This is a genomic window from Streptosporangium sp. NPDC049376, assembly GCF_044466505.1.
Taxonomy (GTDB): Bacteria; Actinomycetota; Actinomycetes; order Streptosporangiales; family Streptosporangiaceae; genus Streptosporangium.
Window position 1 is genome coordinate 55576 of the sequence record NZ_JBITMT010000022.1, and the last position, 24580, is coordinate 80155.

The window sequence follows — 24580 nt, forward strand, 5'->3', positions numbered from 1 at the left end:
GCCATCACGACCGCGAGCGCCGCCCCCACCGCACGGAGCAGTTTCCGCCCGTGCCGGGATGATGCCCTGACAAAAGGGGCATTCGGCCGGTCGAGGGATGGCGGGGTCACTTTGGCTCCGGGCCACGATATGGGTCGGGATGAAGCCTCATGATTGATCCAGAAAAGGATTAAATCGGTCAAGACCTACGAAGAGTGGTTGTTCACTCTCCATCCGTGGCTTCGCGGCGCACGCGACCGTACTCTAGCTGCGATGATCTGCCGGTTACCGGAAATTCTCCCGGTCAATGTCACTATGACTTTCTGTAAACGCCGCAGGTCGTGAACAGGGAAACGTTACCAAAGCGTTATCGGAAGGGCTGCGGGATCGCTGTTTTCTCTACACGGATATCGGCATTCGCTGTGATGCCCGGCTATAACCCAAATACCTAACATCGTCTTTTCTATACGATGAATGCCGTAATTTCGTGTGCCATAACGCGTTTCCCTAACATGGGAAGAATGTTGGGTTCCTTATAGGGAACGCGCCGGTCGTTCTCCGGCGCGCGGCCGTCCGGTGCGCGTCCGGAGACGGGGACGCCGGGCCCGACGAATCCTCAACGAATCCTCAACGCCCCCCGGCCTACGGTGCCCGTGTCATTCCGCTTCCGACAAGGAGAGCCGAACATGCGCGCACCAAGCTCCTCTCTGAGAGTGACCGCCGTGGCGGCCATCGCGGCGGCCGGGCTGCTCACGGCGGTCGGCCCGGCGAACGCGGCCCAGGCACGGGTCCCTCAGGCGCCCACCGCGGTGGCCGCCTCCGACTGCGGTGGAACGATCACCCACAAGGACACGCACAGGTACGGCAGGCACACCCGTACCTACCGGATCACCTGGGCGAACTGCGGCTCCCGCACCTCACGCAAGAAGGTCGACATCCGCTGGGCCCGTGACCTGCCCTGCAGGACCATCCCGGGGGGCTCCACGGTGACGTGGACCGCCACGTACCCCATCAAGGCCCTCGCGCCGTACCCGCGGTCGATCAAGAACTGCTGACCACGACGGCACACCGCCCGGCCGGAGTCCCAGGGGCGTCTCCGGCCGGGCCCCGCGTTCTCGCCGAGCCGTACGGCTCAGGCGGGGAAGGCGACGGCCTTGCCGATCAGGTCGGCGTAGCCGTTCTCCAGATCCTCAGGGAGCTCGTCCACAGGGAAGAAACGCAGGGCGCTGTGCTCCTCACTGACCTGGAGCGGGGCGGAGCCGTCGACCGTGGCGCGCACCGCCACGATGAGCACCTTCGACTTCCCGATGCTCATGATCTCCGCGCCGACGACGGGGCCGACGACCACGTCGAGGCCGCTCTCCTCGCGGACCTCGCGCCTGACTACCTCGGCCAGGGTGTCGTCCTCCCTGTCCGGCCACCCGCCGGGGAGCTCCCATTTGTCCCGGGGGTTCCGGCAGAGCAGGACACCGCCGTCCACCAGCACCACGGCCTTGATCGAGGCGTGCATGAAGTACCAGCCGGTCTCGGCGTCGATCACGGGACGGTCCTTTCGACGGTGACGGTGTGGATCTTCCACATCATCACCGATACCGGGGGAGATCCACCCTCCGCCATCGCGGTCCGGCACGGCCTCACGAAAGTCGGCCGACGCGGCCGGGCCGGTGGCGTTCAGCCCTGACGGTCGTACGGCGGCGGCGACGGGACGGCGCGGCCGGCGGCGCTAATCCGTGTCGTCGGCCGGGGTGTCGAAGAGGGTCGGGGCCTCCCGCTCGCCGGGGGAGAACAGGCGGATCACGCCGTACTCGCCGTCGAACCCCGGCTCCCTGATGACCTCGCCCCGGCGCAGCCTGCCGATCGCCTCCCCGAGCCTGGGGAGCCGGGCCTCCAGGTCGCCGACCGGCACCTCCTGGAGGATCTGCAGCTCGGGGCCGAGGGCGGCGACCAGCCGGTCGGCCTCCCCGGCGACCTTCTTGCTGCCCGGCCCGACACCCAGGATCTCGCCCACGATCTCCGGCAGCGGGACGAGCTCCTCGGAGACGGAGACGTCGCCCGCGGGCCGTACACCCTCGGAACGGTCGGCCAGGTCTTCGACGCGGCTCAGCACGCCGACCGTGAGCGGTTTGCCGCACACCGGACAGATCCCGCCGAGGCGGCGCGTCTCCGCGGGCTCCAACCTGACGCCGCACTTACGGTGCCCGTCCAGGTGGTAGCGGCCCTCCTCGGGGAAGAACTCGACCGTCCCCTCGTAGCCCGCGCCGGTCCGCAGCGCGTCCAGCACTGCGAAGTAGTCGAGATCGGTGTCGAGCACCGTGGTCTCCCGGCCGATCCTGGGCGGCGAGTGCGCGTCCGAGTAGCTGACCAGGCGGTAGCCGTCCAGCATGGAGACCCGCCGGTTCATCTCCGGGTCGCTCGACAGGCCGGTCTCCAGCGCGAAGATGTGCCCGGACAGGTCGCCGTAGCACTCCTCGACCGTGTCGAACCCCGACTTGGAGCCGAAGACCCCGAACCACGGCGTCCAGACGTGGGCCGGGACCAGGTAGGACCCCTCGCCGCTGTTCAGGGCGATCTCCAGCAGGTCGCGGGAGTCGAGCCCGAGCGTCGGCCTGCCGTCGGCGCCCAGGTCGCCGACCTTGCCCAGCTCACGGTTGAACGTCTCGGCCGCCTCGAAGCCCGGCACGTTGACCAGGTGGTGGAGCTTGCGGGTACGGCCGCCACGCCGGTAGACCGTGGACACCTCGACGGTGAGCATGAACCGCACCGGGGCCGAGGCGACCGAGGACGGCAGCGTCCTGGCGACCTCCCGGTCGAGGTCGTCACGCAGCCGGAACAGACCCGGCTCGGCGGGTACGAGCCCCTCGCGCAGCAGCGCGAACCAGGACGGATGCGTGAAGTCGCCCGTCCCCATCAGCGTGACACCCTTGTGCCGCGCCCACCTGGTCAGATGCGCCAGGTCACTGTCCCTGCTGCACGCCCGTGAGTACTTCGAGTGGATGTGCAGATCCGCATGGAAGCGCATTCCAGACACTTTTCCATGGAAAGGCCCCGCTAATCCGTGCGGGGGTGGTGCCCGGAGGGAAGATCCGCCGCCAGTTCCGCCAGGTGTACGGCCCGCGCCTTCGATCCCCTGCGGCGGAGTCCCTGGTCGAGCTGGCGGTAGCAGCCGGGGTTGACCACGGCCACGTAGTCCACCCCGGCCGCCTCGATCTCGTCGAGTTTGGCGTCCAGGACCTTGCGGCTGTCCTCGGGCCTGACCAGGGCGTAGCTGCCGGCCGCCCCGCAGCAGGTCCCGGCGGAGGGCAGCTCGACGTACTCGCCGATCCGGCCCAGCAGCTCCCTGGGCTCACGCCAGACCCCCAGGCCGTTGCGCAGGTGACAGGAGTCCTGCAACGCGATGCGTATCCCCGGCCTCGACGGCTCCTCAGGCGTGCCATCCGTTCCGGTACGGCCCGCAGAAGTACGGCCCGCAGAAGTACGGCCCGCAGAAGTGCGGCCCGCGGAAGGACGGCCCGTGCTTGGTTCGGGGGTCGTCTCGGAGGCGGCGGTCAGGTACTCGGAGATCTCCCTGACCCTGTCCCTGCCGAGCACGTCGGCGAGGTGGGCCGCGCAGCCGCCCGAGGTGGTGACGATCATCCCGGGCAGTCGTTCGCCCAGTTCGACGGCCAGTTCCCGGCCCCTGGCCGAGTCGCCGTTGTGCGCGTGCAGCGCTCCGCAGCACCCCTGCGAGGCCGGGGCGGAGAGCTCGGGCAGCAGGACGCGGGCGGCCCTGCTCACCTTGGGATACAGGGCCCGTTCGAAGCAGCCGAGCATCAGGTGGGGCCCCTTGGGTGAGGGCCTGGTCCGGGCGTGGCGGCGGAACAGGCCGAGCAGCCACACCCTCAGGCGCGAGTTCACCGCGAACGTCAGCAGCCTGACGATCAACGGACGTCCCGGCCCCCGCCACTGGTGGTCGCGCCACTCCTCAAGGAGCGCGCCGTACTCGACCCCCGCGGGACAGACGGTCTCGCAGGCCCGGCAGCCGAGGCAGAAACTCGACTCCTCCTGAAGGCGCAGGTCGTTCTCCGGCAGTGTGCCCTCCTCAAGGGCGCGCATCAGGGTGATCCGGCCCCGGGGGGAGGACGTCTCGTCCTTGGTGAGCGCGTACGTCGGGCAGGCGGGCAGGCAGAAGCCGCAGGAGATGCAGCGGTCGAGCAGTTCGGGGGTGAAGACACCCCGGGCCGACGGGTCAGGAGACGGTGTGGTGCTCACGGGCCGAGCCTCCCTGGTTCACGAGCCGAGCTTTCCCGGGTTGAGGATGCCCGCGGGGTCGAAGGCGGCCTTGATCCTGCGCAGCAGTGCCATCTGGTCCTCGCCGAGCCGTTCGGCCAGGTAGGGCAGCTTGGCCGCGCCGACGCCGTGTTCGCCGGTGATGGTGCCGCCCAGCTCCATCGCGGCGCGGAAGATGTCGGCGAAGGCGCGGTGGGCGCGTTCGGCCGCGTCGGTGTCGCCCGCGTCGATCACGCAGGTCGGGTGCAGGTTGCCGTCCCCGGCGTGGCCGAAGGTCGCGATCGTGAGGCCGTGCCGTACGGCCAGGGCGTCGACGCGGGCGACCATCTCGGCGATGCGCGGCCTGGGCACGCTGGCGTCCTCAAGGATCGTGACCGAGCCGAGGCGGGAGAGCGCGGGCAGCGCGCACCGCCGCGCGGCGAGCAGCGCCTCGGACTCGGCCGCCGCGCCCGCGACGACGGCCTCCGTCGCCCCTTCGCCGAGGCAGATCTCCGCCATCCTGGCCAGGTGGTCGGCGACCGGTGCGGCGGCGCCGTCGTCGCCGAACAGCAGCAGCGCGCCCGCGTCCCGCCTGAGGCCGAGCCCGGCGTAGTCCTCGACGGCGGCGACGCACTTGGCGTCGAGGAACTCCAGCGTCGCCGGGACGATCCCCGAGCCGATGATCCGGGCCACGGCCCGTCCCGCGTCGGCCAGGGTGGCGAAGTAGGCCAGCCCGGTCCCGGTGGTCTCCGGCGCGGGGGTGAGCGCGACCGTCGCCTCGGTGATCACGCCGAGCGTGCCCTCTGAGCCGGTGAGCAGGCGGGTCAGGTCGTAGCCCGCGACGTCCTTCCAGAGCCGCCCGCCGGTGCGGACGATCTCCCCGGTCGGCAGTACGGCCTCAAGCCCGAGGACGTGGTTGCGGGTCACGCCGTACTTCAGGCCGCGCAGGCCGCCGGCGCAGGTGGCGATGGTGCCGCCGACGGTCGCGACCGTCCTGCTGCCGGGGTCGGGCGCGTACAGCAGGCCGTGCGCGGCGGCGGCGTCGGCGAGTTCGGCCGAGGTGACGCCGGGCTGGACGACGGCGAGGAGTTCGTCGGCGCTGATCTCCAGGATGCGGTCGAGCCTGGTCAGGACCAGGACGATGCCGCCGCTGAGCGGGACGGTCGCCGCGCACAGGTTGGATCCGGCGCCCCTGGGGACGACCGGCACACCGTGCGCGCAGGCCAGTTTGAGCACCGCGGCGACCTCCTCGGCCGAACCGGGGTGGACGACGGCGCCGGGCATGGCGGAGAACAGCGGGGTGGCGTCCCTGGCGTAGGCCGCCACGTCCCCGTCGGCGTCGCGGACGTGGCCCGCGCCGACGATCGCGCGCAGCTCACGCAGCACGGCGGCGTCGATCCTCATGGAAGTCTCCCTCCGGTAGGGCGGGTCACATGATCGCCAGCTGGCCGCCGTCGATCACCAGCTCGGTGCCGTGGACGAACGCGGCGTCGTCGGAGGCCAGGAAGGCGTATCCGGCGGCGACCTCCTCGGGCAGTCCCGCCCGGCCGAGCGGGATGTGGTCGCGCTCGTAGGCGGAGACGAAGTCGTCGGCCAGACCGGCCGAGATCTCCGCGTTCAGCGGGGTCTGGATGTAGCCGGGGCACAGCGCGTTGACGCGGATGCCGTACCTGCCCAGCTCGACGGCCATGGTCCTGGTGAGCAGCAGCACCCCGCCCTTCGACGCGTTGTAGTGGGCGTAGTCGGCCTCGCCGCCGATCCCGTTGGTCGAGGACATGTTGACGACGACCCCGCCCGTGCCCTGCGCGACCAGGTGCCTGGCCACGGTCTGGGCGACCTGGAACATGCCGCCGAGGTTCACGGCCATGATCCGGTCCCAGTGTCGCCTGGTGATGTCGAGGAACGGCTCGCGCCAGGCGGTACCCGCGTTGTTGACCAGCACGTCGAGGCCGCCGAGGGCCGTGACGGCCGCCTCGACCAGCCGGTTCACGTCGGCCTCCGTGGCGACGTCCCCCGCCAGGCCGCCGATCTCGCCGAGCGGGGCCAGCTCGGCCACGGTCCGCTCGACCTCGTCGGCGTCGAGACCGCCGACGAAGACCCGGGACCCCTCCTGGAGGAACCTGCGGGCGGTGGCGGCGCCGATGCCGCTGCTGCCCCCGCTGATCAGCACTCTTTTCCCCGTCAGGCCGCGCATCGTCTCCCCATCTGGTCCGGTCGCACCCCGGTGGCCCATCGCCCGCGTTTCTCGGCTGTACGGCGACGGCGTCAACGTAACATCTGTTCCGCTATACGGTCTATAGTTCCGCTAAGCGGAAAATAATGGCAATCTGTCGAGGATTGGGGCTTCGGGCAGGTACTTGACAGCGTGATCGCCCGAATGTTCTGCTAGCGCGTATTCGGAACTGCATTCTGTCATACGGAACAGGAGAGTGGCATGAGGCTCGGCACGGTGCGCGTCGGGGAGAGCCGGCTCGCCGCGGTTGAGCGCGAGGGGCACTGGTACGCGCTGGAGGTCTCGGCGAGCACACCGCTTGAGGCCGTACTCGCGTCCGGGGCCGGAAGGGTCGCCCGCCTGGCCGCCTCGGCGACCGAGCCGATCGAGGGCGCCGTCCCCGTGGCACCGCTGCGCCCCGGCAAGATCGTGGCGATCGGGCTCAACTACCTGGACCACATCCGTGAGGCCGGGATGGACAGGCCCGAGCGCCCGCTGATGTTCGCCAAGTTCCCGTCGAGCGTGATCGGTCCCGGCGAGGAGATCGTCGTCGACGAGGAGCTGACGGAACGGGTGGACTGGGAGGTCGAGCTGGCCGTCGTCATCGGCACCCCCCTCAGGCACGCCGACGAGAAGGAGGCCCTGGCGGGGATCGCGGGATACACCGTGGCCAACGACGTCTCCGCCCGTGACCTGCAGTTCGCCGACGGCCAGTGGACCAGGGGCAAGAACCTCGACACCTTCTGCCCGCTCGGCCCGGTCATCGTGACCCCCGACGAGATCGACGACCCCCAGGCGCTGGCGCTCAGGACCGTCGTCAACGGGGAGACCGTCCAGGACTCGACCACCGCCGAGATGCTCTTCGGCGTCGCCGAACTGCTGGCGTACTGCTCACGCGCCTTCACCCTCGAACCCGGCGACGTGGTGCTGACCGGCACCCCGTGGGGATGCGGCGAGTTCATGACCCCCCGCCGCTCGCTCAGGCCGGGAGACGTCGTTGAGGTGAGCGTCGAGGGCGTCGGCTCCCTGCGCAACCCCGTCGTCGGCCGCCGATGACCCTTCGGAACGACCCCGCGACCCCCCGACACACAGGAGTTTCCATGAGACAGGCACGTCCGGCCCCAGGCGGTCCGCGGTGAGGGCCCTGGTGTTCACCGGCCCCGGCGTCGTCGAGATGCGCGAGGTGCCCGAGCCCGAGCCCGGCCCCGGTGACGTGCTGGTGCACGTGGTCACCTCCGGCATCTGCGGCAGCGAGCTGCACGGCGTCAGGACGCCGGGCTTCCGGGTGCCGCCGCTGGTGATGGGGCACGAGTTCGCGGGCCGTACCGACGAGGGGCGTCCCGTCATCGTCAACCCGATCCTGTCCTGCGGGAGGTGTGACGTGTGCGCGCTCGGCCTGCGCAACGTGTGCAGAGGGCGGCGGATCGTCGGCGTGCACACGCAGGGCGGGTTCGCCGAACGCGTCGCCGTACCGGGGAACTCGCTGGTCGCGCTGCCGGAGGGCCTCGACTGGACGGCGGCGGGGATCGTCGAGCCGGTGGCGAACGCCGTACACGCCTGGGAACTGGCCGGGGCCCCGGAGGGGGCGCGGATCGGCGTCATCGGCGCGGGCGCGATCGGCCTGGCCTGTCTGCAGGTGGCCGTCTCCGGCGGCGCGGGCCGGGTGGAGATCGCCGACCGCTCAGAGGACCGCAGGGCGGTCGCGGCCCGGCTCGGCGCGGACGCGGTCCTCACCGAGCTGACGGGTGAGTACGACGTGGTCTTCGACGCGGTCGGCGCGGCGGTCACCCACGAGCAGTCGCTCGCCCGGCTGCGTCCCGGCGGGGTCGCGGTGTGGCTCGGGCTGGCCGACACGGCCTCCGGGTTCGACGCCGCCGACCTGGTGCGCGGGGAGAAGCGGGTGCTCGGCTCCTTCGCCTACCGCGACGTCGACTTCGCCGCGGCGATCGGTCTGGTCGGGGGATGGGACCTGAGCTGGGTCACCACCTTCCCGCTCGCCGAGGGCGCCGAGGTCTTCACCGCGCTGATGAACGGCCGCGCGACCCCCGTCAAGGCCCTGCTGGCTCCCTGAACCCCACGGGCCGTCCCCGCTGAGGCCACTGAACCCCGGGGAAACCTCTGAGCCCTGTGGCGCCCCCGTCGCAACCCCACCGAAGCCCCCTGAATCGAGGTACCCCATGGCCCGGATCGTCCTGGTGGGCGCCGGAAGCATCACCTTCGCCAAGAACCTGCTGTCCGACATCCTGACCTTCCCCGAACTCACCGACTCCACGATCGTGCTGCACGACATCGACCGTGAACGGCTCGCGACGGCCGAGGCGATGGCCACCTGGATGGTCGGGGAGCTCGGGATCGGCGCCAAGGTCGAGGCTCATCTCGACCGCCGTGCCGCGCTCGACGGAGCCGACCACGTCATCAACGAGATCGCCGTCGGCGGGATGGACGCCGTGCGCCGCGACTTCGACATCCCCGCCCGGTACGGCGTGCGCCAGACGATCGCCGACACCCTGGGCATCGGCGGCATCTTCCGGGCGCTGCGCACCATCCCGGTGATGGTCGGCCTGGGGGAGGACCTGGCGGAGCTGGCGCCGGACGCGACGCTGTTCACCTACACCAACCCCATGTCGATGATTCCGTGGGCGGTCTACGCGGGCACGCCGTTCCGCAACGTGGTCGGCGTCTGCCACGCCGCCCGCGACACCCAGCGGACCCTGGCCAGGATGGTCGGCGTGCCCGAGGAGGAGGTCTCCTTCCTCACCGCCGGGGTCAACCACCAGGCGTTCGTGCTGCGCTTCGAGCGGGACGGGGAGAACCTCTACCGCCGTCTCGACGAGCTCATCGAGGCCGACCCCGAGCTGCGGCGCCGGGTCCGTGTGGAGATTTACCGAAATTTCGGTTATTTCCCTACAGAGTCGAGTGAGCACGGCGCGGAGTACCTCCCCTGGTTCCTCTCCAAACCCGATCAGGTCGACCGCTACCGCATCCCGGTGGGGGTCTACCTCGACTGGCTGGCCGACGGCTTCGCCGAGTACGAGGAGCACAGGCGCTCCCTCGACGCGGGCCGGGGCGTACCCATCCAACGCGGTGACGAGCTGGCCTCCCTGGCCATCCACTCCATCGAGACCGGCACCCCCCGCCTCATCCACGGCAACGTCCGCAACGGCGGCCTCATCACCAACCTCCCCGAGGACGCCTGCGTCGAGGTGCCCTGCCACGTCGACCGTTCCGGGGTACGGCCCACCAGGATCGGCGAACTGCCCGCCCAACTCGCCGCGCTCAACCGGGCGACACTCAACGTCAGCGAACTGACCGTGCGGGCCGCCCTCGAAGGCCGCCGCGACCATGTCTACCAGGCGGCCCTGCTCGACCCGAACACCGCGGCGACCCTGCCGGTCGGCAGGATCCGCGAACTGGTGGACGAGCTGATCGCCGCCCACGGCGACCTGCTGCCCGAAGGCGTCAGGGACCGCGCATGACCACTCCGGACATCCCCCTGTCGAGCTACCGCCCCGTCTCCCAGCTCAGGGTCCCGGTCACCCGCGTCGAGCGGGCCAAGGTGCCCGCCGTCGACGCGCACATCCACCTCGGCCGCTGGCTCACCGAGGACGGCGACTGGATGGTCAAGGACGTGCCCGCACTGCTGGACACGATGGACGCCCTCAACCTGCGCGGCATGGTCAACCTCGACGGCCGATGGGGCCGGGAGCTGGCCGAGAACATCGAACGCTACGACGCCGCCCACCCCGGCAGGTTCGCCACCTTCTGCCACGTGGACTGGTCGCAGGCCGCCGAACCCGGCTTCGGTGAACGGCTGGCCGCCCAGCTGCGCGCCTCGGTCGCCGAGGGCGCGGCCGGCCTGAAGGTCTGGAAGGACGTCGGCCTGCACGTACGCGACCACCGCGGCAAACTGGTCATGCTCGACGACGTACGGCTCGGCCCCCTGTGGGCGACCGCGGGCGAACTGGGCATCCCCATCGCCCTGCACACCGCCGACCCCGTCGCCTTCTTCGAACCGATCGACGAGCGCAACGAACGCCTCGAACTGCTGGCCGCCCGCCCCGACTGGGCGTTCTCCGGTCCCGGGTTCCCGCCGTTCGAGCGGCTGATGGAGGCCATGGAGGAGATGGTCGCCTCCCACCCGGACACGACCGTGATCGGGGTGCACGCCGGATGCTGGCCGGAGAACCTCGGCTGGGTCGGCCGGATGCTCGACGACCACCCCAACTTCCACATCGACATCGCCGCCCGCGTCGCCGAACTGGGCAGGGCTCCCCGGGCGGCCCGCGAACTGATCGTGAACCACCCGGACCGGGTGCTGTTCGGCACCGACGAGATCCCGCCGCACCCGGAGGTCTACCGCATCCACTTCCGCTTCATGGAGACCGCGGACGAGGCCTTCGCCCACTCCCTGGACGACCCGCCGCTGATGGGCCGCTGGACGATCTCCGGCCTCGACCTGCCCGACGACGTCCTCGCCCAGGTCTACACGGGCAACGCGCTCAGGCTCGTCCCGAGGCTCGCATGAGCGTGCGGTCCCTGACGCGAGCCGTACCGGTCACCGGCGGGCGGCCGCCGGGAAAGGGCGGGCGTTCGCCGGGGAAGCGGCCCTACAGCGCGGAGGGCGGGCAGGGGCGGGCGGCGCTGCTGTTCCTGCTGCCCGCCCTGGTGGGGTTCGCCGCCTTCTACGTCTACCCCAGCCTGCGGGGCGCGTGGATCTCGCTCACCGACTGGAACCTGCTGTCGGAGCCCCGGTTCACCGGCGGCGCCAACTACGCGGAGCTGGCCGGTGACCCGCTGTTCTGGCGGGCGCTGCTGCTGACGCTCTACAACACCGCGCTCAACCTGGTCTGGCAGCTCTCCCTGGCGCTGCTGCTGGCCGCGCTGATGCACCGGCTGACCAAGTCGGTCGTCCTGCGGGCCACCCTGCTGCTGCCGTGGCTGGTGCCCAACGTGTCCACGGCGCTGTTGTGGCTGTGGCTGCTGGACGCCAACCTCGGCTTCTTCAACCAGCTGCTGTCCTCGATGGGGTTGTCCACCCACGGCTTCTTCAACTCGCCAAGTGAGGCGATGCCGACGGTGGCGGCGGTCACCGCCTGGTCCTCCGTCGGCTACGTCGCCCTGCTGCTGTACGCGGGGATGCTGCAGATCCCGGCGCAGGTCTACGAAGCCGCCTCGATCGACGGGGCGGGGGAGATCCGTACCTTCCTCCGGGTGACGCTGCCGCTGCTGCGGCCCATCCTCGCGCTGGTGCTGGTCGTCTCGGTGATCGGGTGCTTCCAGATCTTCGACACCATCGCGGTCACCACCAAGGGCGGCCCGATCAACGCCACCAAGGTCATCTACTACTACATCTACCAGGAGGCGTTCACCCACTTCAGGATGGGCTACGCCTCCGCCATGGCCCTCAGCCTCGTGCTGGTCCTGGGCACCCTCACCTACCTCCAGATGCGCCTGATGCGCGCGTCCAGCTCCGATCTCGGTTAGGAGGCGGTCCCTCGTGCGCGCAGGCAGGCTCATGGCCTGGGGCGTGATGGCCGGTGCCGTCGTGGTCACCGTCTTCCCGTTCTACTGGATGGTCCGTACGGCCCTCACCGACGCCGACCACCTGTTCACCGACAACTTCTCGCTCATCCCCCAGCACCTGACGCTGGCCAACTTCAAACGGGTGCTCGGCCTGTCGAGCGTCGCCGAGGCGCAGGCCGCCGGAGGCTCGGGCGCCTCCCTCGACTTCCTGCTCTACCTGCGCAACTCCGTCGTCTACACCGGTGTCGTCGTGGTCGTGCAGACCCTGTCCTGCGCGCTGGCCGGATACGCGCTGGCCCGGCTCAGGTTCCGGGGCAGGCAGGCGGTCTTCGGGACGTTCGTCGCGGCGCTGATGGTCCCGCCGATCTTCACGCTGCTGCCGAACTTCGCCATGGTCCGCGGCCTCGGGCTGCTCAACACCTTCGCCGGGCTCGTCGCGCCGATCCTGCTCATGACCCCGTTCACCGTCTTCTTCCTGCGGCAGTTCTTCCTGTCACTGCCCAGGGAGGTCGAGGAGGCGGCCTTCATCGACGGGGCCGGGCTGTGGACCGTCTTCTGGCGCGTCGTCCTGCCCATGTCACGCGGGCCGATCATCACCATCGGCGTCACCAACGCCGTGTGGGCCTGGAAGGACTACCTCTGGCCGCTGCTCGTCGGCCAGGAGGAGGGCACCCGCGTGCTCACCGTCGCCCTCGGCGTCTTCCTGCAGCAGTCTCCCAACGCCCGTCCCGACTGGACGGGGCTGATGGCCGGTTCCGCGCTGTCCGTCATCCCGGTGCTGCTGCTCCTGCTGGTCTTCGGCAAGCGGCTCGCGAACTCCCTGCAGTTCACGGGCATCAAGTAGAACCCTCGTCACGAGGAAGGACCCCCGTCATGTCCAGGTCTCTCCGCCGTCTCCTTCCCGTCGTGGTCGCCACCGGTCTGCTCGCCTCGGCGTGCGGCGGCGCGGGAGGCGGCGGCGACGGCGGCCCCGTCACCCTCGACTACGTCATGTGGGCCGACAACCAGGTTCCCGCCTACCAGAAGTGCGCCGACGCCTTCACCAGGAAGAACCCCGGCATCACGATCAAGATGAGCGCGGTCGCCTGGGCCCAGTACTGGCAGAACCTCACCACCCAGGTCGTCTCCGGCACCGCCCCCGACGTCTTCCGCGACTCGGTCGCCTACTATCCGCAGTTCGCCAGGAACAACCAGCTGCTCGACATCGCCCCCCTGGTGGCCAGGGACGGCGTCGACCTCGGGCAGTACCAGAAGGGCCTGGCCGACATCTGGGTGCGCGACGGCAAGCGGTACGGCCTGCCGCTCGACTGGGACACCGTCGGCGTCTTCTACAACAAGGACCTGGTCGCCGACGCCAAGGTCGATCCGGCCGGCTTCGCCGACTGGACCTGGAACCCCCGCGACGGCGGCACCTTCGAGAAGGCCATCGCCGCCCTGACCGTGGACGAAAAGGGCCGCAGGGGCACCGACAAGGACTTCGACAAGAACCACGTCAAGGTGTACGGCATCGCCCCCGACTACAACACCTACGCGCTCGGCCAGACCGCGTGGGCCGGGCTCGCGGTGAGCAACGGTTTCACCTACCTGGACAAGAACCCCTTCGGCACCAGGTACCACTACGACGACCCCAGGCTGGCCGAGACCGTCGACTGGTTCGCCGGCCTGATCAGGAAGGGATACGCGCCGCCGTACGACAAGCAGTCGGCACTGGGCGGTGACGCGGTGCTGCAGTCGGGCAGGGCCGCCATGATCATCGGTGGGTCCTGGATGGCCAAGACCTACCTGGACGGCAAGACGCTCAAGCTGGCCGTCGCGCCGCTGCCCGTCGGGCCGCAGGGCCGCAGGTCGCCGATCAACGGCGTCTCCGACGCGATCTACGCCGGGACCAAGCACCCGGACGAGGCGTGGAAGTGGGTCAAGTTCGTCGGCTCGGCCGAGTGCCAGGACCTGGTCGCCGAGACCGCCGAGGTCCTGCCCGCCATCGGCACCTCCTCGGACAAGGCCCTGGCGGCCCACGCCGCGGCCGGACGTGACGTCGGGCCGTTCGTGGAGGAGGCCAAGGACCCGCAGGGCACGTTCCTGCTGCCCATCACCGACAACGCCGACAAGATCGGCGAGATCATGGACAACGCGGTCTCCTCCGTCTACCTCGGGAGATCGGACGCGAGGACGGCGCTGACCGCGGCGAACGCCGAGGTCAACGCCCTCTTCCAGTAGCCGGAGCCGACGGTGGCCCGTGCTCCCCCGACCTTCCCCGTTCCAGCGGTTCCTGTTCCAGGGAGAGATCCATCCGGCGGACGTCCCGTGTTCCACGGCCCGCAGGAAGAAGTCAGTTCCGTAGGAATTCCCGTAGGAGAAGCATGTCTCGCATGACCAGGCGAGGAATGGCCGCCGTCACGGCCGCCGTCGCCTCGCTGATCGCGTTCACCCCCGCTCCCGCCCAGGCCGACGCCATCCTCGGTCAGGAGGTGGCGGTTCCCGCCTACTTCTACCCCGGCGGCAGCTCCGCCCAGTACTGGACCCAGCTCACCGCCTCGGGCTCGCGCCCGTCCATCGCCGTGGTGAACGTCCTCAACGGCCCGACCGGCACCGTCAACACCGACTACCAGGCCGCGCTGGCCTCCGCGCACGGTGCGGGCATCAAGGTCATCGGCTATGTCGACACCGGCTACTACGGCACGACGGGCCAGACCACCCGTATGGGCTCGGCCTCGATCAACGACTGGCGCACGCAGATCCAGACCGACGTCGACAACTGGTACAACCTCTACGGCTCCAACGTCGACGGCGTCTTCTTCGACCAGGCGCAGAAGGACTGCGGCCCGACCGGCGGCGGAGACGCCTGGGTCGACCTGTACCGCGAGGCCAGCGCCTACGTGAAGAAGTACCACCCCGGCTCGATCACCATCCACAACCCGGGAACGGCGCCCGACGAGTGCTACGAGGACTCCGCGGACATCCTCGTCACCTTCGAGGGGACCTACGCCACCTACATGAATCCGCCGGCCGACCAGGCGCCGCCCGCCTGGCAGGCCGGTTACGACCCCAAACGGGTGTGGAACCTGGTCTACGACGTGAAGGACGAATCGGAACTGGCGACCGTCATGGCCAAGTCCAAGGCGAACAACGCCGGGTACGTCTACGTCACCCCCGACAAGCTCGACGAGTTCGGCAACCCGTGGGACACCCTGCCGCCCTCCTCCTACATGTCCGCAGAGCTGGCCGCGACCGCGGGCAGCGGCGGCAGCACCCCGTCGGCACCCGCAGCGCCGACGACGAGCCAGGTCGAGGCCACGAGCCTGCAACTGAGCTGGGCCTCGGCCGCCCACCCCGGCGTGGTCGGCTACGACGTCTACCAGGGGTCGGTGAAGATCGGCACCCAGGCCAACCACACGCCCTCGGCGACGACCTTCGACGTGGCGGGCCTGTCGCCCTCGACCGCCTACACCTTCTCGGTCCGCGCCAGGGACCGGGCGGGCAACACCTCGGCGGTGAGCACGGCGGTCTCGGTGACGACCGCGGCCGCCAGCGCGACCGCGCCGACGACGCCGGGCACACCGGTCGCCTCCGACGTCGCCCCGACCAGCGTCAAGCTGGCCTGGACCGCCTCGGACGACACCGACGCGGACGACCACGTCGCGTCCTACGACGTGTTCAGGGACGGCGTCCGCGTGCTCTCGGTGCCGGGGGACGTCACGACGGTCAACCTCGGCGGGCTGAAGGGCGGCCAGACCTACGCCTTCACCGTGAAGGCCAGGGACACCACCGACCGCCCCTCCGCGGCCTCGGGCGCGGTGAGCGTCAGCACGCCGAACCCGCCGGCCATCACCGACCCGAAGGCGACGCTGAGCGCGACGACCGCCACCTACACCGCCCAGTTCAACGTGCCGTTCAACTTCCACCACGTGTTCATCGACGTCGACAACAACGTCGCGAACCACTACACGGTCGCCGGAGTCGGCGCGGAGTACATGATCGAGGACGGCGGCCTCTACAAGTACGTCGGCCCCGACTGGAACTGGACGAAGGTCACCGGGGTCAACCCGCTGATCTCCAGCTCCGGCGGCCTCTACCGGTGGTCGATCCCGACCTCCGCCCTTGAGGGGGCGGGCACCACGCACTCGCTGGTGTTCAACGGCACGGGTGACTCGCCGAACACCTACACGGGGGTGATCACCGTGACCCAGAGCTGAGCCAGAACCGGCCGTCCCCCGAGACGGGGGGCGGCCGGTCCCGTGGTTTCCCACGTCCCGGCCGGTTCACGTCCCGGCCGGGTCCTTGTGTCCCGTACGGGCTCCTGTCTCGGTGGGGTTCCTGTGCCCCGCACTGGCCCTTGTTCCCGCCGGGCTCCCGTGCCCCGGCGGGATCCGGGTCACCGGCAGGGCGTGTACGGCTTGTCGTTCAGGGAGGCGTCATCGGCCTTCTTGATCGAGTTGAAGTCGAGCGTGGTGGCGTTCGCCTTCGGGCAGAAGGTCTTCGGCGCCGTGAGGTACTCCACCTGGAAGACCGGCTTGCCCGCCCTGACGAAGGGCTTGAGGTCGTCGCACTCCTCGTTCTCGAAGCACTCCTCGTTGACCGCGAAGTCGAAGTCCGCCACCAGGTCGGGGACCTGGCTCAGGTCGTTCTTGAGGCCGACGGCCAGGCCGTACCGGTGGGCGATGTCGGCCAGTGCCCGGTTGTAGACGAGCTGGGTCGCGGGGCTGATGTCCCAGCCGGTGACGGAGGGGCCCTCCTCGTGCGCGTGCACGACGTCGAACTCCACCCCGTCGAACCCGGCGTTCGCGCACTTGGCGACCCGTGCCTCCATCATCCGCAGCAGGAAGTCACGTTGCCCCCGGTCGTTGTTGATGTTCGCCCAGCGTTCGTTGGGGAACCTCACGCTGAACGGCTTGCCGAGCAGGGACTTGCCGTGGCTGTCGTTCCAGTCGACGAACTGCCGGTAGTCGGGCCGGAACTCCTCGATGGACCCGGCGTCGACGTAGCAGACCGCCTTGGCGCCCCGGGCGTGGATGGCCTTGACGGCCTCGGTGTTCAGGGCCGTGCCGCCGTTGGCGTAGAGGTCGATGTCGAACACGTCGGGTCGTACGCAGGCACCGCCGGTCTGCGGGACCGCGCAGATGTCGACGTTGACGCCGCCGGTCGAGGCGTAGGCGTCGTTGCCCTCCAACTGGTACTGCCAGCGGCTGCGAGGCGCCGGGTGCCAGATGTCGCTCTTCGGGGCGGCCGTGGAGCTCTTCGAGGGGCTGGGGGTCGGCTTCGGCTTGGGTTTCGACTTGGCCGTGGGGCTGGGCTTCGGCTTCGGCTTGGGCTTCGGCTTGGGCCTGGAGGTGGGCTCAGCGGTGGGGCTGGGCTTCGGCTTCGGCTTCGGTTTTGTGGTGGGGGTCGGGGAGGGTTTGGGCTTGCGGCTTCCGTGTTGGGAGCCGCTCTTCCCGGTGGAACCCCCCGTGGTTCCCTTGGCCGTCTTGGTGGTCCCCGGGCCGGGTTTCGCGGCCGAGACGCTCGCCGTGGCGACCCCTGCGGCGAAGGCCGAGGAGACGATCGTGGTCGCGGCGACGCCCAGCAGGACGCTCATGCGGAGCGGGCTCCGCCGCGGAGGGGAGATCTTATTCAATACCCTTACTTTCTTTCCGTATAACAGAATCTGTTTCCGCAATCAAGGAAAGCGAGGGAGGGGAGAGGTGTCAACCCCGGAGAGACCTCCGGAAAAGCCGGTCATGGCCGTGGAACGTGACAGATCATCATCGAGCGCCCCGGTCCTGTGGATTGTTCTGCGCAGCAGAATTCTGGTCCACATAATGGACGGTCGCCACACTCTCCGTACGCGGCGGCCACCGCCGCCGTGCTCACCACCGTCCCGGTGTGCGCCCGTCAGGGGGTGGAATTCTCCCGGTAGGGGTTGGCGGGCAGGCCGGTGAAGAAGGTCGTGCACCGGAACAGCTCGCCACCCGTCCTCCCGTCCCAGGCGCTGGTCACATACAGCACGTCCAGGTCCGGGCCGCCGAACGCGCAACTCGTCACGTTGGTCGCGGGGATCTCCACGGTCAGGTCGAGGCTCCCGTCAGGACGCAGCCGCAGTACGGCCCCGCCGCCCCACAGCGCGACCCACACGTGCCCGGCCGCGTCGACGGTGAGACCGTCGGGCATCCCCCTGGGGATCACCGCGAACACCCTGCGGTTCGCCATGCCTCCGTCGGCCGGGTCGTAGTCGAAGACGTCGACCCGGCCGGTGAGCGTGTCCACGTAGTACATCAGCCGTTCGTCCGGGCTCCAGGCCACGCCGTTGGAGATCGAGACGTCGGGGACCACGCGCTCGCAACGCCGTCCTGGTCCGAGCCGGTAGAGCGCCCCGGCGCCCGGGGTGTCGTCCTCGGACATGGTGCCCGCGAAGAACCGCCCCGCCCGGTCGCAGGCGCCGTCGTTCATCCGGTTCCCCGGTCGCTCGCCCGCCGTGACCGGCGCGACCACCTCCAGCCCCTCTTCCGCGAGTACGGCGAAGCCGTCCCTGACGGCCAGGGCCAGCCCGCCCTCCACCCTGGGAACCGCGGCCCCGACCGGCATGCCCACGTCGACCACACCGTGTGAGCCGTCCGCCGGATCGAGGCGGTGCACCTGCCCTGCGGGAATGTCCACCCACAGCAGGGTCTGGGTGTGCCCGTCCCAGTGCGGACCCTCGCCCAGTGATGTGCGGGGCACGGGGACGGCCCTCGGCTCGGAGACCAGGGGGAGGCTCATGAGGCGTTCCTATTCCATATAGCAGAACGATATTCCAAATAGACCTCAGCAGACCACCACGGCGAACGACCTGTCAAGAGTCAGAGATGCTCGGCCACGGCCCGCCGCAGGAAGTCGCCGCACTCTTCCATCCGGGCCTGTGACATGCGGTCCTTGAGGGCCGTCACGCTCACCGCGGCGACGGGGGCCGACTTGCCCATGAAGACCGGAGCCGACACGCACCGCACCCCGGGCTCGTTCTCCTCAAGGTCGAGCGCGTAACCGCGCTCCCTGATCTGGGCCAGGTTGGTGGCCAGCCGCGCCGGGCTGGTGATCGTGTTGCGGGTCCGCGAGGCGAGCGGGCCGTACCGCTCGGCCCACGCCTTGATCGCCTCGTCGGCGGGGTACGTCCAGGCCAGCAGGGCCTTGCCCACCCCCGTGCAGTGCGCGAGGTTGCGCCCGCCGATCACCGAGGTCATCGTGATCGAACGCACGGCCTCGACCTTGTCGAGGTAGACCACCTCGGCCCCGTCGAGCATGGCCATGTGCACGGTCTCGGTGAACTCCTCGCTCAGCCGCATCAGCAGCGGACGCACGAGAGTGCGCAGGTCCATGGTCTCGTAGAACCTGAAGGCCGTGGCCAGCATCTCGGTGCCCAGGTAGTAGGGGCCGCTCGGCTCGGGCTGCGCGGCGAACCCGCGATGCTTCAGCGCGCTGAGCAGGCGGTGCAACGAACTCTTCGGCAACCCGAGCCGGGTGGACAACTCGTCGAGGGTCGCTCCTCTGCTGTGCCTGCCGATCTCCTGCAGGATCAGCAGGGCGCGATCGACGCTTCCCACCGGTGACTGGACCTCACCCATGATTCTCCTCGCCTATTCCGAATAATGGAATGCTATAGCGTTATACGGAATTATCACCAGTCAACGACCGAGAGTCGAGGGAAGGCCCACCGGAACCGGTGAACAGGGCGCCGAACACGGTCCGCGAAGCCTACCCCCAGTCTGTCGCTCTGAGAGACCACCCCGTTACCCTCTCCACCCGGGTACGGCGCGCACGTGGGCTTCAGGTCGGCGGGCGCCGGGTTCGCACAGAGGTGAACGACCCGTGCGCCACCGAACGATCACAGGTGTGAACCCTCAAGGGTGATGAGGGAGCCAGGTCGTCGGGATCGACGTGAAGGACAGCTGGAAGTCGCGAACCCTCAAGGGTGATGAGCGATCCGGGTCGTCACGATCGAGATCAAGGACAGTCGGAAGTCGCGAACCCTTGAGGGTGATGAGCGATCCGCGCCATCGCGATCGAGATCAGGGACAGCTGGAAGTCACGAACCCTTGAAGGGTGATGAGTGGCACGCCGGGTCGTCGGTCGCACGTTCGGAAGCCCGGAGCGGCCCTCTCCGGGCGGAGCTGGAGCAGGTGGGGGACAGCGTAACTCACGATGAGGGGGCGGGCGAGGCCGGATCGCGCGTCGATCGTGACCCTGTCGTCCGTACGCCGTGAAGGACGGCCGGGATCAGTTCGGAGTGGTGAGATCGTAGGCGACGTCGGCCACTCTGACCGCGCGGACCAGAGGGTCGTCGATCAGGGCGCGCAGATCGCCGACGCGGTTGTGCCGGGTGACGTAGGCGTACGCCAGGCCGTCAGCGGCCGACTTGCGCAGCAGCTTCAGACCGAGTCCGAGCTTGTCCAGGTTGACCGCGTCATGGTCGCGCAGGCTTCCGACCCAGTGGCGGAACCCGGCCAGCCCGTTCCCGGGCAGTTCGCCGGGGGCGAGTTCCGGGGCGTCGCCTTGCGGCGCGTTGGGCAGCGGGGTGTCCAGGCGCCAGCCGATCGGGGTTCCGCCGATCCGCCCGTCGTAGATCGCCGTCTCCGGGAGGACGGTTGGGTGCCGCCGGACGAACGCCGAGAACTCACTTTCCCCCAATGGTTTGGCGAAATCGACCACCGCCAGAGCGGACATCGATTCGGGCAGCCGGTCCAGGATCCTCCTGGTGTCCGCCTTGCTCGGCGGGGCGTCCGTGCCGACCGAGTCGAGGGCCGTGAACAGGGGCGTCTCCCTGACGAAACCCGGAGGCGGCCATTCGACCCGCCCGAACTGGTTCTGACTGACGGTGAAGACGGCACCGCCGGAGAAGTAGTTCGAGGCGTCACCTCCGGCCCGGAGCGGGGTGAACCGTACGGCGAAGGAGAGCGAGAACGCGGTGGCGTCGCAGCATGTCACGGGGTAGATGCGGTAGCCGGGGTTGGCGACCTCAAGGGCCGTGCCGAGAACGTTCACCATGCGCTCCTCCCGGTCACCGCGCCGCTGGATCCACTGGGCTCCCAGGTTGAGCAGAAGCACGCCGACGAGCAGTATCACGGCGGCGGTGACGGCCGTACGCGCCACCCCACGCCGTATGGCCCACTTCGTCCTGCCGAGATCGAAGTCAGGGATCGGGGGAATGTCTTCCTGCTCGGTCATCGGTGTTCTCCATAGCTTTCGGCGAAGGCCGTACGGGCGCGCCACAGGGCGGTTTTGGTCGAGGAGACGGAACGGCCGGTCATCGCGGCCACCTCCACCAGGGAGAATCCGTCGAAGTAGACAAGCGTGAGCAACTGTCGCTGTCGCTCCGGCATGCGATCCAGTACGTCGCGAACCGCGACGGCGTCCGGCGTGCACTCGGGGACGCCCAGAGCGTCAGGGGAGGGCAGCGGGAGGGAGATCCGGCTACGCCGCGCGTGGTCGAGCAGGACGTTGCGAGCGATGGCGAGCAGCCACGCGGTCGGGGACTCGCCACGCCAGCCGAGCACCGCACGGGTGGCCTTGGCGAACGTCTCCTGAGCGAGGTCCTCGGCGAGGTGCGGGTCACGGGTCCGGCGCACGAGATATCCGCAGACCAGATGCCAGTGCTCACGATAGAGCTGCTCGATACGGCTGCCGATGGCGTCCTCCGCGAACGGGATGTCGTCTTCACACCACCAAAGACGAAGCCACCCGCCCCATGGTCACACCCGAATCCGCAGCACCTGTGTCTCGACCGGACTCTTCGCGACGTACAACCCGGCTACGACGATGACACCAACCCGTGGAACGAGGTGTCGAACCCTTCAGGTGATGAGTGACGCGCCGGGTCGTCGGTCGCACGTTCAGACGGCCTGGGCGGTGGGGAAGGGGAGCCGCCAACACGGACGACGGCCCACGCCGTACCTGAACGGCAGATCTGCGACGTACCGCTCGTCCCTGGGGTTGTCGCCGGACGCGGACCGGTGCGGGCGGGAAGATCCCGCCCGCACCGCGACGGGTCCTCTACTGCGGCGGGTTCTCCTCCGCGTCCCGCAGTGCCTGCCCGGAGGCGCCCTTGAGTCTGCTGACCCAGGCGTCGAGCCTCCGTTTGAGCGTGGGGTCGGCGCTGCCGTAGGAGTTGTCGAGCTGGTGGGGATCGGCCGACAGGTCGTACAGCTCGTGTTCGCCGGTGTCGTAGGCGACGTAGTTCAACGCCGCGTTCACGCCGAGCGTGTTGGGCTTGGCCCGCAGGCCGACGTAGACGGGGGCGCCTCCGGAGGCGAGCGCCTGCGCGTCACCGGGATCCTGGGGTTCCAGCAGGTCGTTCAGGGTGTTGGTGTTCAGGGTGCTGGGTCCGGCGTGCTCGTTGAGGAACGCCAGGCGCCATGGCGACGGCGTGGTGCCACGCAGGAACGGCACGAGGGAGCGGCCGTCGACAAAGGAGGGAGCGGTCGCTCCGGCCAGTTCGGCGAAGGTCGGCGCGAGGTCGACGTTGAGGGTGAAGGCGTTGACGACCGCCCCGGCGGGGACGCCGGGTCCGCGGATGACCAGCGGAACGTTGAGATCCTCCTCGAAGGCGGTGTTCTTGCCGGAGTTCAGGCGATGCTGACCTTGGTGGAAGCCGTTGTCCGAGGTGAAGAAGATGTAGGTGTTGTCGAGCACGCCCTGCGCCCGCAGGGTGTCGATCGTGTCCTGGACGAGGTCGGTGACCGCGCGCAGGGATTCTCTGCGCTTTTCGTAGAAGGCGTCGATGTTGCTGATCTGGGCGGCGGTGAGCTTGGGCTTGTTGCGGATCCAGGCCGGTTTGTCGCTGACGTCGTCCTCGTTGAAGGACGGGGTGCGCGGCGCCTTCGCGTTGGGGTAGATGCCGTCGTAGCGCGGCGGCGGCGTCGCCGGTCCGTGCGGGATGTAGGGGGCGACGTAGGTGAAGAAAGGCTTGTCCGGGTAGTTGGTCGTGGTGTTCCTGATGAACGTGGTCAGTTTGCGGGAGATCACGTCGACGCCGTAGTCCGAGGACGCGCCGCCGAAATGGACGGTCGTGCCGTTGTCGTTGACGTCGTAGTCGTACTCCGAATACGGGCTTCCGCCGTTGGGGCTGAACCAGCGCGTCCATCCGGGCGGAATGTAGGTGCTGCTGGGCGCTCCGTTGGGGTACCCGTTGAGGTATTTACCGAAGAATCCGGTACGGTATCCGGCGCTCTGCAGCCAGGTGGCGACGGTCGAGTTCTCCAGTCCTTTGTTATGGAAGGACTGGAATCCGCCACCGGAGGCGGCGTCGTTGGTGTAGATGCCGGTGTTGTGCGCGAACTGCCCGCGCAGCGTGGACACCCGCGACGGGCAGCACAGCGACAGTTCCACGAATTGCTTGTTGAACGTCGTTCCCTGGCTGGTCAGGAGCGTCTGGAGTCCGGCGTCCTTGCCGAAGACGTCCTCGTTGAGGTCGTCGGTGAGGATGAAGACGATGTTGGGCCGGGCCGTCGTCGCCGACGCCGGAGGACTGCCGAGCTTCACACCCGCGTAGGCGATGACCGCGGACGCGACGAGCAGGACCCCCAGGAGTTTCGATCGGCGACGATGTGGATTGAGGACGTTCATACCGCACCCTTTCTCGGAATACCTGTTCCATCGTTTGGCGTCGATGAATGCATGCCGAGGCATTCCAGCCTCGAACAGGGTGGAGTTCATCCAGGGGTGACAGCGGTTGCGGGCACGGGAATTCGCACCCGAAAAGGAGGCCGGAGAATCAGTGGGAGAGAACCGGGCGACACATGGCGCTGCTCACACGCGCCAAGTCGATGTGACGCCGCACAGTGGCGTGGAAGCCGTGTCCACTCCAGGCGGTCGATGTCATGACCACATGCAATCCGAAATATCCCTACCGGTCAAGTGGGTAATTGTGTGAACCCGCCGTCGAACCGGCGTCGCGTGCGGCGTTCGTTCTGTTCACGACCTCGCGTAGCCGTTTGTCGGCGGCGTACCTGTTTCGTCGGAACATGCCGCTCCGGGCCTCGTGGCCGAGAGCGGGAAAAAGGCTTCGCGATGCGAGGGCACCGGATGGCAGGGTGCGACGCATGGCACCCCAGTACCAGGTTCGCGCGGACTACGACGCTGACACGATCGTGGTCTACCAGGCGTACGCGCCCGCCATAGCCGACGCGGCGCTGCGGGCGGGCCGCTTCGTCACGCCGTTCTCGTTCCACAGGATGACCTGGATCAAGCCCTCGTTCCTGTGGCTCATGCACCGCAGCAACTGGGCCCGCAAACCCGGTCAGGAGCGTGTCCTCGCGGTGCGGATGACCCGGCGGGGCTGGGAGGAGGCCCTGTCCCAGGCCGTGCTCACGACCGCGGATCCGGCAGCCGTGGCGCAGGCGGCCGTACACGTCCAGTGGGACCCGGAACGCTCGTCACGCGGAGCGGCGCTGAACCACTACAGCATCCAGGTCGGCGTCGGCCGCGATCTGATCCGCACGTTCACCGACGACTGGATCGTCGGCCTCACCGACCTCACCCCCCAGGTCCGCAAGGCCGCGGCGTTGACACAGACCGGGCACGCCGCCAAAGCCCAGCGGCTGTTCCCCGCGGAGCGGGTGTATCCACTGCCGCGGACCCTGGAAAGCCGCCTTTCCCCAGGCAGGTGACGTTTGGGGC

The 24580-nt window shown here is 69.1% G+C and carries 22 protein-coding genes; 10 read left to right on the plus strand and 12 right to left on the minus strand.

What is annotated here, in order from left to right; all coding sequences use genetic code 11:
• Window positions 1-665 precede the first annotated feature (665 nt).
• Window positions 666-1034, plus strand: a complete 369-nt coding sequence (locus tag ACIBVQ_RS34560; protein ID WP_399182720.1) for a hypothetical protein — start codon at window positions 666-668, stop codon at window positions 1032-1034.
• Between the two features lie 77 nt (window positions 1035-1111).
• Here ACIBVQ_RS34560 and ACIBVQ_RS34565 read toward each other — a convergent pair whose 3' ends face one another.
• The 5 genes from ACIBVQ_RS34565 to ACIBVQ_RS34585 all read right to left on the minus strand — a co-directional run bounded on the left by ACIBVQ_RS34565 (window position 1112) and on the right by ACIBVQ_RS34585 (window position 6418).
• A complete protein-coding gene (locus tag ACIBVQ_RS34565) occupies window positions 1112-1519 on the minus strand; it encodes an NUDIX domain-containing protein (protein ID WP_386189503.1) in 408 nt (135 codons plus the stop codon).
• A 183-nt stretch (window positions 1520-1702) separates the two neighbouring features.
• Window positions 1703-2998: an endonuclease Q family protein gene (locus ACIBVQ_RS34570; RefSeq protein WP_399182722.1), complete on the minus strand. Its 1296-nt coding sequence runs from the start codon at window positions 2996-2998 to the stop codon at window positions 1703-1705.
• Window positions 2999-3027: 29 nt separating this feature from the next.
• Complete coding sequence (locus ACIBVQ_RS34575; RefSeq protein WP_399182724.1) at window positions 3028-4227, minus strand: (Fe-S)-binding protein; 1200 nt, start codon at window positions 4225-4227, stop codon at window positions 3028-3030.
• A gap of 18 nt (window positions 4228-4245) precedes the next feature.
• The gene (locus tag ACIBVQ_RS34580; protein WP_399182726.1) at window positions 4246-5628 is read right to left on the minus strand and encodes an FAD-binding oxidoreductase; all 1383 of its coding nucleotides are present in this window, start codon (window positions 5626-5628) and stop codon (window positions 4246-4248) included.
• A 25-nt stretch (window positions 5629-5653) separates the two neighbouring features.
• Window positions 5654-6418: an SDR family oxidoreductase gene (locus ACIBVQ_RS34585; RefSeq protein WP_352015847.1), complete on the minus strand. Its 765-nt coding sequence runs from the start codon at window positions 6416-6418 to the stop codon at window positions 5654-5656.
• Between the two features lie 240 nt (window positions 6419-6658).
• Between ACIBVQ_RS34585 and ACIBVQ_RS34590 the strand changes: the two genes are divergently transcribed.
• The 8 genes from ACIBVQ_RS34590 to ACIBVQ_RS34625 all read left to right on the plus strand — a co-directional run bounded on the left by ACIBVQ_RS34590 (window position 6659) and on the right by ACIBVQ_RS34625 (window position 16152).
• Window positions 6659-7492 carry a fumarylacetoacetate hydrolase family protein gene (locus ACIBVQ_RS34590; RefSeq protein WP_399182728.1) on the plus strand — a complete coding sequence of 278 codons (834 nt, stop codon included), beginning with the start codon at window positions 6659-6661 and terminating at the stop codon, window positions 7490-7492.
• Between the two features lie 79 nt (window positions 7493-7571).
• Window positions 7572-8507 carry a zinc-binding dehydrogenase gene (locus ACIBVQ_RS34595; RefSeq protein WP_352015850.1) on the plus strand — a complete coding sequence of 312 codons (936 nt, stop codon included), beginning with the start codon at window positions 7572-7574 and terminating at the stop codon, window positions 8505-8507.
• A 106-nt stretch (window positions 8508-8613) separates the two neighbouring features.
• Window positions 8614-9912: an alpha-glucosidase/alpha-galactosidase gene (locus ACIBVQ_RS34600; RefSeq protein ID WP_399182731.1), complete on the plus strand. Its 1299-nt coding sequence runs from the start codon at window positions 8614-8616 to the stop codon at window positions 9910-9912.
• Window positions 9909-10961, plus strand: coding sequence for an amidohydrolase family protein (locus ACIBVQ_RS34605; RefSeq protein ID WP_399182733.1), 1053 nt, complete (start codon window positions 9909-9911; stop codon window positions 10959-10961). The genes ACIBVQ_RS34600 and ACIBVQ_RS34605 overlap by 4 nt, the downstream gene beginning before the upstream one ends.
• Window positions 10958-11920 carry a carbohydrate ABC transporter permease gene (locus ACIBVQ_RS34610; protein ID WP_399182735.1) on the plus strand — a complete coding sequence of 321 codons (963 nt, stop codon included), beginning with the start codon at window positions 10958-10960 and terminating at the stop codon, window positions 11918-11920. The genes ACIBVQ_RS34605 and ACIBVQ_RS34610 overlap by 4 nt, the downstream gene beginning before the upstream one ends.
• 13 nt (window positions 11921-11933) lie before the next feature.
• The gene (locus ACIBVQ_RS34615; RefSeq protein ID WP_399182737.1) at window positions 11934-12803 is read left to right on the plus strand and encodes a carbohydrate ABC transporter permease; all 870 of its coding nucleotides are present in this window, start codon (window positions 11934-11936) and stop codon (window positions 12801-12803) included.
• A 29-nt stretch (window positions 12804-12832) separates the two neighbouring features.
• The gene (locus ACIBVQ_RS34620) at window positions 12833-14176 is read left to right on the plus strand and encodes a sugar ABC transporter substrate-binding protein (RefSeq protein WP_362911352.1); all 1344 of its coding nucleotides are present in this window, start codon (window positions 12833-12835) and stop codon (window positions 14174-14176) included.
• Window positions 14177-14328: 152 nt separating this feature from the next.
• On the plus strand, window positions 14329-16152 hold the full coding sequence (locus ACIBVQ_RS34625) for a spherulation-specific family 4 protein (protein WP_399182739.1): 1824 nt from the start codon (window positions 14329-14331) through the stop codon (window positions 16150-16152).
• Window positions 16153-16331: 179 nt separating this feature from the next.
• On the opposite strand, the gene ACIBVQ_RS34630 is transcribed toward ACIBVQ_RS34625, so the two are convergent.
• The 7 genes from ACIBVQ_RS34630 to ACIBVQ_RS34660 form a co-directional block, all read right to left on the minus strand.
• On the minus strand, window positions 16332-17531 hold the full coding sequence (locus ACIBVQ_RS34630; RefSeq protein ID WP_399182741.1) for an endo alpha-1,4 polygalactosaminidase: 1200 nt from the start codon (window positions 17529-17531) through the stop codon (window positions 16332-16334).
• 296 nt (window positions 17532-17827) lie between these two features.
• Entirely contained in the window at window positions 17828-18691 is an 864-nt protein-coding gene (locus tag ACIBVQ_RS34635) for an SMP-30/gluconolactonase/LRE family protein (protein WP_399182743.1), read from the minus strand.
• Between the two features lie 80 nt (window positions 18692-18771).
• Window positions 18772-19530: an IclR family transcriptional regulator gene (locus ACIBVQ_RS34640; RefSeq protein ID WP_352015859.1), complete on the minus strand. Its 759-nt coding sequence runs from the start codon at window positions 19528-19530 to the stop codon at window positions 18772-18774.
• Between the two features lie 652 nt (window positions 19531-20182).
• Window positions 20183-21130 (minus strand): hypothetical protein, encoded by a 948-nt coding sequence (locus ACIBVQ_RS34645; protein ID WP_399182745.1) that lies wholly within the window; start codon window positions 21128-21130, stop codon window positions 20183-20185.
• Window positions 21127-21612: a sigma-70 family RNA polymerase sigma factor gene (locus tag ACIBVQ_RS34650; RefSeq protein WP_352015872.1), complete on the minus strand. Its 486-nt coding sequence runs from the start codon at window positions 21610-21612 to the stop codon at window positions 21127-21129. Before ACIBVQ_RS34650 ends, ACIBVQ_RS34645 begins: the two co-directional genes overlap by 4 nt.
• A 343-nt stretch (window positions 21613-21955) precedes the next feature.
• The gene (locus tag ACIBVQ_RS34655; protein ID WP_399182747.1) at window positions 21956-23527 is read right to left on the minus strand and encodes a sulfatase; all 1572 of its coding nucleotides are present in this window, start codon (window positions 23525-23527) and stop codon (window positions 21956-21958) included.
• 148 nt (window positions 23528-23675) lie between these two features.
• On the minus strand, window positions 23676-23783 hold the full coding sequence (locus ACIBVQ_RS34660) for a putative leader peptide (RefSeq protein ID WP_352015862.1): 108 nt from the start codon (window positions 23781-23783) through the stop codon (window positions 23676-23678).
• Window positions 23784-24003: 220 nt separating this feature from the next.
• Here ACIBVQ_RS34660 and ACIBVQ_RS34665 point away from each other — a divergent pair, with 220 nt between their 5' ends.
• On the plus strand, window positions 24004-24570 hold the full coding sequence (locus ACIBVQ_RS34665; protein ID WP_399182749.1) for a DUF4291 domain-containing protein: 567 nt from the start codon (window positions 24004-24006) through the stop codon (window positions 24568-24570).
• Window positions 24571-24580: the final 10 nt, after the last annotated feature.

Coding starts and splice junctions, on each gene's coding strand:
- ACIBVQ_RS34620 (WP_362911352.1), top strand. CDS start 12,833: ATGTCCAGGTCTCTCCGCCGTCTCCTTCCCGTCGTGGTCGCCACCGGT.
- ACIBVQ_RS34580 (WP_399182726.1), bottom strand. CDS start 5,628: ATGAGGATCGACGCCGCCGTGCTGCGTGAGCTGCGCGCGATCGTCGGC.
- ACIBVQ_RS34660 (WP_352015862.1), bottom strand. CDS start 23,783: ATGACATCGACCGCCTGGAGTGGACACGGCTTCCACGCCACTGTGCGG.
- ACIBVQ_RS34645 (WP_399182745.1), bottom strand. CDS start 21,130: ATGACCGAGCAGGAAGACATTCCCCCGATCCCTGACTTCGATCTCGGC.
- ACIBVQ_RS34665 (WP_399182749.1), top strand. CDS start 24,004: ATGGCACCCCAGTACCAGGTTCGCGCGGACTACGACGCTGACACGATC.
- ACIBVQ_RS34570 (WP_399182722.1), bottom strand. CDS start 2,998: ATGCGCTTCCATGCGGATCTGCACATCCACTCGAAGTACTCACGGGCG.
- ACIBVQ_RS34590 (WP_399182728.1), top strand. CDS start 6,659: ATGAGGCTCGGCACGGTGCGCGTCGGGGAGAGCCGGCTCGCCGCGGTT.
- ACIBVQ_RS34625 (WP_399182739.1), top strand. CDS start 14,329: ATGACCAGGCGAGGAATGGCCGCCGTCACGGCCGCCGTCGCCTCGCTG.
- ACIBVQ_RS34655 (WP_399182747.1), bottom strand. CDS start 23,527: ATGAACGTCCTCAATCCACATCGTCGCCGATCGAAACTCCTGGGGGTC.
- ACIBVQ_RS34640 (WP_352015859.1), bottom strand. CDS start 19,530: ATGGGTGAGGTCCAGTCACCGGTGGGAAGCGTCGATCGCGCCCTGCTG.
- ACIBVQ_RS34630 (WP_399182741.1), bottom strand. CDS start 17,531: ATGAGCGTCCTGCTGGGCGTCGCCGCGACCACGATCGTCTCCTCGGCC.
- ACIBVQ_RS34560 (WP_399182720.1), top strand. CDS start 666: ATGCGCGCACCAAGCTCCTCTCTGAGAGTGACCGCCGTGGCGGCCATC.
- ACIBVQ_RS34610 (WP_399182735.1), top strand. CDS start 10,958: ATGAGCGTGCGGTCCCTGACGCGAGCCGTACCGGTCACCGGCGGGCGG.
- ACIBVQ_RS34600 (WP_399182731.1), top strand. CDS start 8,614: ATGGCCCGGATCGTCCTGGTGGGCGCCGGAAGCATCACCTTCGCCAAG.
- ACIBVQ_RS34585 (WP_352015847.1), bottom strand. CDS start 6,418: ATGCGCGGCCTGACGGGGAAAAGAGTGCTGATCAGCGGGGGCAGCAGC.
- ACIBVQ_RS34635 (WP_399182743.1), bottom strand. CDS start 18,691: ATGAGCCTCCCCCTGGTCTCCGAGCCGAGGGCCGTCCCCGTGCCCCGC.
- ACIBVQ_RS34605 (WP_399182733.1), top strand. CDS start 9,909: ATGACCACTCCGGACATCCCCCTGTCGAGCTACCGCCCCGTCTCCCAG.